General features: G+C 71.5%; 9 protein-coding genes. 5 read left to right on the top strand and 4 right to left on the bottom strand.

Annotation, left to right across the window (positions count from 1 at the left end; translation table 11 throughout):
- Positions 1–100: 100 nt before the first annotated feature.
- From JO379_RS30210 to JO379_RS30190, 5 genes are all read left to right on the top strand, one after another.
- Positions 101–697 carry a 4'-phosphopantetheinyl transferase family protein gene (locus JO379_RS30210; RefSeq protein ID WP_307842186.1) on the top strand — a complete coding sequence of 199 codons (597 nt, stop codon included), beginning with the start codon at positions 101–103 and terminating at the stop codon, positions 695–697.
- Between the two features lie 497 nt (positions 698–1194).
- Positions 1195–2547, top strand: coding sequence for a crotonyl-CoA carboxylase/reductase (gene ccrA, locus JO379_RS30205; RefSeq protein ID WP_130881017.1), 1353 nt, complete (start codon positions 1195–1197; stop codon positions 2545–2547).
- 127 nt (positions 2548–2674) lie between these two features.
- Positions 2675–3487 carry a TetR/AcrR family transcriptional regulator gene (locus JO379_RS30200; protein ID WP_245381590.1) on the top strand — a complete coding sequence of 271 codons (813 nt, stop codon included), beginning with the start codon at positions 2675–2677 and terminating at the stop codon, positions 3485–3487.
- Between the two features lie 65 nt (positions 3488–3552).
- A complete protein-coding gene (locus JO379_RS30195) occupies positions 3553–5160 on the top strand; it encodes an MFS transporter (RefSeq protein ID WP_281066625.1) in 1608 nt (535 codons plus the stop codon).
- A 76-nt stretch (positions 5161–5236) separates the two neighbouring features.
- Positions 5237–5569 (top strand): DUF6204 family protein, encoded by a 333-nt coding sequence (locus JO379_RS30190; RefSeq protein WP_130881019.1) that lies wholly within the window; start codon positions 5237–5239, stop codon positions 5567–5569.
- Between the two features lie 81 nt (positions 5570–5650).
- Here JO379_RS30190 and JO379_RS30185 read toward each other — a convergent pair whose 3' ends face one another.
- The 4 genes from JO379_RS30185 to JO379_RS30170 are packed head-to-tail and all read right to left on the bottom strand — an operon-like array spanning position 5651 to position 9742.
- Positions 5651–6982 carry an acyltransferase domain-containing protein gene (locus JO379_RS30185; protein WP_209517906.1) on the bottom strand — a complete coding sequence of 444 codons (1332 nt, stop codon included), beginning with the start codon at positions 6980–6982 and terminating at the stop codon, positions 5651–5653.
- Between the two features lie 46 nt (positions 6983–7028).
- Positions 7029–7988: a class I SAM-dependent methyltransferase gene (locus tag JO379_RS30180; RefSeq protein WP_130881021.1), complete on the bottom strand. Its 960-nt coding sequence runs from the start codon at positions 7986–7988 to the stop codon at positions 7029–7031.
- Between the two features lie 31 nt (positions 7989–8019).
- Positions 8020–8436 (bottom strand): aspartate 1-decarboxylase, encoded by a 417-nt coding sequence (gene panD, locus JO379_RS30175; protein WP_130881022.1) that lies wholly within the window; start codon positions 8434–8436, stop codon positions 8020–8022.
- 43 nt (positions 8437–8479) lie between these two features.
- Positions 8480–9742, bottom strand: coding sequence for a cytochrome P450 family protein (locus JO379_RS30170; protein WP_209517904.1), 1263 nt, complete (start codon positions 9740–9742; stop codon positions 8480–8482).
- Positions 9743–9824 lie beyond the last annotated feature (82 nt).

Raw genomic sequence — 9824 nt, 5'->3', positions numbered from 1 at the left:
CGGAAAGGACCTGCTGGCGGGGCTGTTCCCGGACGTCATCGTCGTGGAACGGTTTACGGATCCCCCGGACGTCCACCTGTACCCGCAGGAGGCCGACATCGTGGCACGCGCGGTTGACAAGCGCCGACGCGAGTTCGCCACCGTCCGGCTGTGCGCGCGCACGGCGCTGGCCGGGCTCGGCATCGCGCCGGGGCCGATCCTGCGCGGCGACCGCGGGGCCCCGGTCTGGCCCGAGGGGATCGTGGGCAGCATGACCCACTGCGACGGCTACCGCGCGGCGGCGGTCGCGCGGAACACGGCGGTCGCCTCGGTCGGGATCGACGCCGAACCCCACGCCCCGCTGCCCGCGGGCGTCGAGAAGCTGGTGGCCCTGCCCGAGGAACGGCGCACGCTGGACCGGCTCAGCGTCTCGCACCCGGCGGTGGCCTGGGACCGGCTGCTGTTCAGCGCCAAGGAGAGCACGTACAAGACGTGGTTCCCGCTGACCGGACAGTGGTTGGACTTCCCTGACTGCGTCATCACCCCCGATCCGGAGGACGGCACCTTCACCTGCTCGCTGAACGTCCCCGGACCGGTGGTCGGCGGGCGCCGGATCGACCGTTTCACCGGGCACTGGCGGACCGTCACCCGCGACGGCGCCGCGTACGTGGCCACCGCGATCACGGTGCCGGGCGCCCATCGAACCGCTGCCTCGTAGCGCCCGGCCGACGAGGGCTGTTCAACTGCCGCCCGTTCCCCGGAAAATGGCCGAAACTTATCCTGGAATACAGCATTCCGCCGACGAAACCCCGTAAGAAACCAGCCAGTACAGCCCGGCCAGTCATCCGTACGCCGTTCCGCGGGGCCGAGGACGGCAGGAATTCGATCACCCCCTTGGAACACCCATCCGGCCCCAGTAGGGTTACCGCACGTCACCAGGGCACCGGCGTCATGGATACGCGGCGCCTTCCGTGCGGTCCGTGCGACCCCGCGAAAAGCCGCGGGCGCCCCGGCCCACCGGAGACGCCGTCGCCGGCACCCGCGCCGCGGCCGGACCACCGCGCCACGCGGCGCCGGAACCCCCGGCTCCGGCCCCGTGTGCGCCGCGGCCTCACCGCCGTCCCTGCGGCCGGGCCCGACCGGCCGGCCCACCGCGGGGTGCGCCGACCGCGCACCGACCGCGCCACCCGTACATCCCACTCCCGAGGACGTCGTATGCAGGACATCGTCAGCGCCATCGTGAGCGGGGACGCGGCACCGGAGGACTTCGCCGCGCTCCCCCTCCCCGAGTCCTACCGGGCCGTCACCCTGCACAGGAGCGAGACCGAGCTGTTCGCCGGGCTCGCCACCCAGGACAAGGACCCGCGCAAGTCCGTGCACCTCGACGAGGTCCCGGTGCCCGAACTCGGTCCGGGCGAGGCCCTGATCGCCGTGATGGCCAGCTCCGTGAACTACAACACCGTCTGGTCGTCGATCTTCGAACCCTTGCCGACCTTCGGTTTCCTCTCCCGGTACGGGGCCCAGTCGCCGCTGGCCGCGCGGCACGACCTGCCGTACCACGTCATAGGCTCCGACCTGGCGGGCGTGGTGCTGCGCACCGGCCCCGGCGTCAACGCCTGGAAGCCCGGGGACGAGGTCGTCGCACACTGCCTGTCGGTGGACCTCGAGGCACCGGACGGGCACAACGACACCATGCTCGACCCGCAGCAGCGCATCTGGGGCTACGAGACCAACTTCGGCGGACTCGCCGAGCTGGCCCTGGTCCGGGCGAACCAGCTGATGCCCAAGCCCGCCCACCTCACCTGGGAGGAGGCCGGCACCCCCGGGCTGGTCGCCGCCACGGCGTACCGCCAGCTGGTGTCCCGCAACGGCGCCGGGATGAAGCAGGGCGACAACGTCCTGATCTGGGGCGCCTCCGGGGGCGTGGGCGCGTTCGCGACCCAGTTCGCGCTGGCGGGCGGCGCCACCCCCGTCTGTGTGGTCTCCAGCGAGCGGAAGGCGGAGATCTGCCGGGCCATGGGCGCCGAGGCGGTCATCGACCGCAGCGCCGAGGGCTACCGGTTCTGGAAGGACGAGCGGACCCAGGACCCCAAGGAGTGGAAGCGGCTCGGCAAGCGGATCCGCGAACTGACCGGTGGCGAGGACGTCGACATCGTCTTCGAGCACCCCGGCCGGGAGACCTTCGGCGCCTCCGTCTTCGTCGCACGCAAGGGCGGCACGATCGTGACCTGCGCCTCGACGTCGGGCTACAACCACGAGTACGACAACCGCTACTTGTGGATGTCGCTGAAGAAGATCGTGGGCTCGCACTTCGCCAACTACCGCGAGGCGTGGGAGGCCAACCGGCTGATCTCCAAGGGGAAGATCCACCCCACCCTGTCGCGGACCTACACCCTGGAGGAGACCGGCCAGGCCCTGTACGACGTCCACCGCAATCTGCACCTGGGCAAGGTCGGCGTCCTCGCCCTGGCCCCCGGAGAGGGCCTCGGCGTGCGGGACCACGCGTTGCGCGAGCAGCACCTGCCGGCCATCAACCGCTTCCGGACCCCGGAGCGGACGGCCGGCTGACGCCCCCTTCCCCGCCTCCCCGGCTCGGCCACGGGCTGCCACCTCCCCTCGGGCGACGGTGGCAGCCCTTCGTCGTGCGCGCCCTGTCCGTGCGTGCTCTTGATCCTGTTTCAGATACAGAGCCGTATTGGGATACAGTCTCGCATCTCAGTGGCTCGTCAGGGAGGCGATCACCATCACCCAGCGGCTCACCCGGCAGCAGAGCCGGGAACTCACCCGAGAACAACTCCTGCGGTCGGCGGCCGAACTCTTCGCCGAACAAGGGGTGAACGGGACGTCGGTGGAGCAGATCGTCGAGCGTGCCGGCTACACCCGCGGCGCGTTCTACGGCAACTTCAAGGGCAAGCACGAGCTCGTCCTGGCCCTGCTCGAGCAGCGGACCCAACGCGAGTTGGAGGAGGTCCGGGCGATGAGCCGCCAGTCGGGCTCCTTCGACGAGATGATCGAGCACCTGCGTTCCTGGCACGGCGAGCGCGACCGCAATCTCGCCGGCTGGCTCGCCCTGCGCACCGAACTCTGGCTCTACGGCCTGCGCGACCGCCCGGAGCTGCTGCCGGTGCTGGCGGACCGCGAGCGCCGTACCCGGGCCGCGATGGCCCAGGGGCTGGAGCAGGGCTTCGCCGACCGCGGAGTGACCACCCCGGCCCCCGTGGAGCTGCTGGCGCTCATCGTGCACGCCCTGGACGACGGCCTGTCGATCCAGCGCGTGCTCTCCCCCGCCGACAGCAGCACGGACACGGTCGTGGACGTGGTGGAGCTCCTGATGACGGCCTGGACCGCCCTCGCCCACAGCACCGCGCCCGCGGACGGACAACCCGCCGCCGCCCCCACCGCGACCCCCGCCGCGATCCCCGCCGACGGGACGACCGGCCCCAGCACCGCGCGTCCGGCATCCCCCGGCCGGACGCGCACCTTCGAGAACCTGGAGAAGAAGCCATGAGCAAGGCAGGGCAAACGGAGCGGTCGGCTACCGCATTACCGCCTGTTACCCCCGACGAGCCCGAGTTGGACCCCAAGCGATGGCTCGCGCTGACCGTCCTGCTGGTCGCCACCTTCATGGACCTGCTCGACGCCAACATCATCACCGTGGCGATCCCGAGCATCCAGCGCGACCTCGGCGCCTCGGCCGTCGCCGTCCAGGCGATGACGGCCGGTTACACCCTGAGCTTCGCGGTCCTGCTGATCACCGGCGGCCGGCTCGGTGACATCTTCGGCCGCAAGCGGATGTTCCTCACCGGCGTCGCCGGGTTCGTCGTCGCCTCCGCCCTGTGCGCCGCCGCGCAGAACACCGAGATGCTCGTCGCCTCCCGGGCGCTGCAGGGACTCGCCGCCGCGATCATGGTGCCGCAGGTCCTCGCGCTCATCCACGTCACCTTCGCTCCCCAGGAGGTCGGGCGCGTCGTCAGCCTGTACGCGAGCATGATCGGTCTGGCCATCGTCTCCGGCCCCGTCGTCGGCGGCGCCCTGGTCGACTGGAGCCCGCTGGGCCTCGGCTGGCGGAGCATCTTCGTCGTCAACCTCCCGGTCGGCGTGGCGGCCCTGATCGGTGCGTGGAAGTGGATGCGGGAGTCGAACTCCCCGCACGCCAAGCGGCTGGACATCATCGGCATGCTGCTGGCGATCGTCGGACTGCTGCTTTTGATGCTGCCCCTGACACTCGGGCGTGAGCTCGACTGGCCGCTCTGGAGCATCGTCGCGCTCGTCGCGGCGGCGCCCGTCATCGCGCTGTTCGTGGTGTACGAGCGCCACAAGACCCGCAAGGACGGTTCGCCCCTGGTGACGCTGTCGCTGTTCAAGGTCCGCGCCTTCGGCGCCGGCATCGGCGTGCAGCTGCTCTTCAGCGCCATTCCCGCGGGCTTCTTCCTCAGCTGGACGCTCTATCTCCAGGGCGGCCTCGGCTGGTCCGCGCTGCACACCGGTCTGACCGCGATCCCGTTCTCGATCTGCGTCCCGCTCGTCGGCGGCCTCGCGGTGCGCAAGCTCTTCCCGCTCTACGGCCGGTACTGCCTGATGGCGGGTGCGCTGAGCATGCTGGCGGGCATCGCTTCCTACGCGTGGATGGCCCGGCACGAGGGCGCGGACATCACCTCCTGGCACGCCATCCCCTCCATGCTGCTGCTCGGCTCCGGCATGGGCCTGCTGATGCCCCCGCTGACCGCGCTGGTCCTCCGGGAGGTCACCCCGCAGGAGGCGGGCGCCGCGTCCGGCATCATCAACGCCACCGGTCAGCTCGGCGCCGCCCTCGGCGTGGCCGTCATCAGCGGTGTCTTCTTCTCCGCCCTGGCGAGCAACGCCGGGCCCGAGGCCGACCGCGTCGTCCCCGCCGTCCGGGCGGTGGCGCCCCAGCAGGCCGAGGCGGTCAAGACCTGCGCGACCGACTCGCTCGGCCAGGACGATCTGTCGAAGGTGCCGCGCAGCTGCACCGAGCTCGCCGAGAACGGCGACCGGGGCAGCCAGGGCGTGGTCAGCGGCGCGCTCGGCGAGATTCGCGCCAAGACGTTCGTGTCCACCTACAGCGAGACGCTGTACTGGGCGGCCGGTGGCCTCGTGCCGGTCACCGGTCTGCTCTTCCTCCTGCCGCACCACCGGGTCCGGCGGGAGGAGATGGCGTAAGCCCCATGCACCACCGGCGGCCGCCGGGACGACAGCCGACACCGATACCGAGAAACACCTCAGGAGAACCGCAGTCATGAGTCACACGACCTACCAGGTCATCGTCCAGGGCAAGTTCGCCCCCCTCGACGACGAGCAGCGCGCGTCGCTGCGGGCCCGGGCCGACGAACACGACGTGTTCAGCGCCCGGTTCACCGAGGAAGGCACCGTCACCTACCAGCGGACGCTGCACGGCTTCGCCTTCCGGGTCCTGGTCCCCGCCGAGGAGGAGGACAGCGAGGCCCTGGTGCTGTCGAAGGCCGAGGAGCTGGCCGCCGTCGCCGTCCGCAAGCTCGGGGCCGAGTGCGGTGACCTCCGTTCGACGGCGACCGACCTGGCCAGCATCAAGGTCCGGCGGAAGGGCCGCTGACCGGCCGGGACACCCCGTGGGAACGCCGTGGGCCCCACGTCCGGTACGGACGTGGGGCCCACCACTCTTTCCGCTCCTGCCTCACGCTCCGGCCGGCACCGGCCTGGGCAGCCGCACGGCGTCCAGCACGGCGGCCTGGTACGGGGTCAGGGCCGTCGCGGGCCCGCCCGGGGACAGTGCCGACCAGTTCGGCTCCCGTCCGCAGGCGTACAGCGTGCCGAGCGAGGAGAGCACCGAGCGGCGCTCCTCCCGCCGTCGGCCCGAGGGCAGCAGCCAGCCCTGCCGTTCGCCGCTCTCCAGCGTCTGCCGGACGGGGCTGAGCAGCACCGGGTGGGCGCTGACCTCCACGAACACCTCGTGCCCCGCGGCGAAGAGGTTCTCCACCGCGGCGGCGAGCCGTACGGGCTCACGGAGGTTGCGCATCCAGTACGCGGCGCCGAGGTCGGTGCCGGGCACCGGCTCGGACGTCACGGTCGAGTACATCGGCACCCGGGTGGCCGTCGGTTCCAGCGAGCGCAGGGCGGTGTGGAGGTCCTCGCGCAGCTCCTCGACGTAAGGGCTGTGCGAGGCGACCGTCGCCTTGATCACCCGGCAGTAGACGTCCCGCCGGCCGAGCTCGTCGACGAGCTCGGCGAGCGACCGGGCGTCACCGGCCAGCACGGTCGACCGGGGGCTGTTCTCCCCGGCGACGGTGATCTTGCCGCCACTGGCCTCGGCCACCGCCTGGGCCTCGGCGGGCGAGAGTTCCGTCGTGGCCAGCGCCCCCTTGCCGGCGATCCGGCGCAGCAGCGCGCTGCGCCGACAGGCGATCATCACGGCATCGCGCAGGGTCAGCGCGCCGGCGGTGTGCGCGGCGGCGATCTCCCCCATGCTGTGCCCGACGACCGCGTCCGGGCTCACGCCCCAGCTGCGCCACAGCGCGGTCAGGGCGATCTGGAGGGACACCATCGTCGGCTGCAGGACGTCCAGTTCGTCCAGCCGGGCCGCCTCGGGGGGCAGTCCCAGCTGTTCGACGACGGAGAAGCCCGCGAATTCGCGCACGAGCCGGTCGCAGCGGTGCATCGCCTCCCGGAACACCGGCTCGGTGGCGAGCAGTTCGCGGCCCATTCCGTCCCACTGGGCGCCCTGCCCGGCGAAGACGAACACCAGCGGGGGGCGCCGGGTGGCGAGCTCCGCCGGGAGGCGCTCCACCTCGCCCGCGCACACCTGTGCGAGCTGCTTCTCCAGCTCGGTGTACGACTCGACGGCGAACGCGACGCGGTACGGGCCGGCCGTGCCCGTCGCCGCGTCGTGGCAGTACCGGGCCAGCGGCGGGAGGTCTCCCCGGGTACGGATCCGGTCCAGGTGCCCGGCCAGGAGCGCCCGCAGGAGGTCCTCGGTGCCGGCGGCGACGGCGAACAGCCGTGCGGTCACATCTCCCCCTTTCCGTGCGGCTTTCCGTGCGAGGCCACGGGGCGGGTCATCGGCGGACGGCGATCTGGTGGCGGTAGCTCTCCATCGGCAGTCCGCTCATCCACGGCACGATGCCCAGCTTGCTGAGCGCCTTGATCGTGGAAGGCGGCTGGTAGCCCGCGAACATGCCGCCGAACATGAGGATCTGGCTGTGCGCGACGACCTGCCGCATCAGCGGGTTCATCCGCTGCTTCCCGAGCATGGTGCGGAAGTGGCTGCCGGGTGCCATCCGGCGGCGTACCGCGGCGCGGACCCGGTCCGATATGTCGTGGTCGGCGGTCCACTCCAGGCCCTCGGTCTCCGCTGCCGCCTGCTTCATGGTCGCGGTGCGCTGCCGGGTGTAGACATCGATGTGGCTCAGGTAGCCGCCGGGGCGCAGCACGCGCGCGGCCTCGCTGAGGAACTTGCCGAGGTCGGGGTAGGTGTGCGAGCTCTCGATGTTGACGAGGACGTCCACCGAGCCGTCCTCGAACGGCAGGTCCTCCGCGTCGCCGTGGACGAAGCGCAGCGCGTCGCCCCGGGACAGCGTGGCCGTGCCGCGGGCGACGGCCTTCGGTGACAGGTCCAGGCCGGTCATCCGGGCGCCGGGGGCGACCCTGGACAGGAAGTTCAGGCCCTCCCCCATGCCGCAGCCGACCTCCAGGACCTCCTTGCCGGCGTAGTCGTCCAGGTCGATCGGGAGGTCGCGCAGGGCGAGGAAGTAGAGCTGCTCGCTGAAGCCGTCGGTCCAGGGCTCGCCGAATCCGGGCACGCGGGCCCGGATCTCCTCGACGAGGTCGGCGTCGTACATGCCCCAGTTCCACAGGTCGCCCTTGCCGGACAGCGTGGCGGCCATGTCGTAGATGGTGGCGCTGGCGGACTTCATGCCGGCGGCCTTCGCGCCGTTGCGCGGGGCGCTGGACTCGGCGAGGTTGATGTCCGCGAGACCGCTGGTGAAGGCGGTCATGACGTCAGGGGTGGCACTCATGGGCGGTCTCCGATGGGCGAGGCGGGGTCGGTCACGCGCTGATGGTGTCGCCGCGCACCAGGCCGAAGCCCTCGGGCACCTCGGCGGGGTCCGAGCCCGTCGTGACGGGCCGGTTGTCCTTGTCGACGAACACCACGCTGGGCTTGTACGAGCGGGCGTTCTCCTCGCTCATGGACGCGTAGGAGATGATGATGACGAGGTCACCGGGGCTGATGAGGCGGGCGGCGGCGCCGTTGATGCCGATGATCCCGCTGTCGGCCTCCCCCTCGATGACATAGGTGCTGAGCCGGTTGCCGTTGTCGATGTCGACGATGTCGACCTTCTCGCCGGGCAGCAGGTCGGCGGCGGCCATCAAGGTGGCGTCGATGGTGACGGAGCCGACGTAGTGCAGGTCCGCCTGCGTCACCGTGGCGCGGTGGATCTTGGACTTGAACATCTCTCGGTACATGGTCTCTCCGTTCAGCGGGTCACCGGCAGTGCGGGGGCGTCGGTCATCGCTCGTCCGTCTCCGGCGAGAGGTGCACGGGGAGCCGCTGCATGGCGAGCAGGTAGCGGGGGGCGATCTCCGCCGGGTCGGCGGCCAGCCGCACCTCGGGGAACCGCTCGAACAGCGCGGTCAGCGCGACCTCGCCCTCGATCAGGGCGAGGCTGGCGCCCAGGCAGTAGTGGGCGCCGCGGCCGAAGCCGAGGTGCGGGTTGTGCTCGCGCGTGACGTCCAGGTCCGCCGGGCAGCCGAACTCGGCCGGGTCCCGGTTGGCGGCGGCCAGCACCACCTGGACGGCCTCGCCGGGCTGCACCGTCACCCCGCCGATCTCGACGGGCTCGGTGGCGAAGCGCCGGAAGGTGTGCTTCACCGGTGCGGTGTGGCGCACCAGTTCGGCGACCGCCCGGCCGGCGATGGACGGGTCGTCCTTCAGCAGCTTCAGCTGGTCGGGGTGCTGGAGCAGGGTGAAGACGCCGAGCGCGATGAGGTTGCGGACGGTTTCGTGGCCGGCCTGGACGAGCACCATGGCCAGGGCCACGAGTTCGTCGTCGGTCAGCCGGTCGCTGTCCTCCTCGTGGACCTGCACGAGCTCGGATATGAGGTCGTCCCGGGGCTCTGCCTTGCGGGCCTCGACCAGTTCCTTCGTCACGCGGGCCATGCCGCGCACCGCGGGGGCGAACTGTTCGGGGTTGGGGCGCAGGGCCTGGGCGAGCGTCTCGCTCCACTCGCGCCACTGCTCGCGGTAGTGCTCGTCGACGCCGAGCATTTCGCAGATGACGTTGATGGCCAGCGGGTGCGCGTAGTCCGCGATCAGGTCGGGCTCGGGCTTGTCGGCGAGGTCGTCCAGCAGTCGGTGCGCCATGGCCGTGACCGCCGGCGTCAGCGTCAGCATCCGCCGGGCGGACAGGGCGCGGGTGACGAGCCGCCGCACGCGCATGTGGTCGTCGCCGTCCATGGTCAGCAGGGTCGAGTCGAACATGTCGACGATGTCCTCGGGGATGCCCCTGCTGAGCATGGACTCCCGGTGGGAGTCGCCCGGCGGCCGGCTGCGGAACGTCGGCTCGCTCAGTACCGCCCTGACGTCCTGGTACCCCGTGGCCACCCAGACGTCGCTGCCGTCGGCGAACTTTCCCTTGCAGACCGGGCGGGGGCCGCCCAGCCACCGCTCGCCCGCCTCCGGGTCGGTGATGAACGCCGGGTCGGACAGGTCGAACTCGCCGGCCGGCTCGTCCGGATCGGTGATGTGCTCCGGAGCGGAGGTTTCGGTCATGGGGTCGGCCTCGCTTCTTGCTCAGTGTGGTGTCTTGTTCGGTGTCGCTGGGTGGCCGGCGCCCTCGCCGGCGCCGGCCACG

This window comes from Streptomyces syringium, from assembly GCF_017876625.1.
Classification (GTDB): Bacteria; Actinomycetota; Actinomycetes; order Streptomycetales; family Streptomycetaceae; genus Streptomyces; species Streptomyces syringius.
The sequence above is the reverse complement of the archived record's forward strand: the minus strand, read 5'-3'. Positions and strand labels throughout refer to the sequence as shown.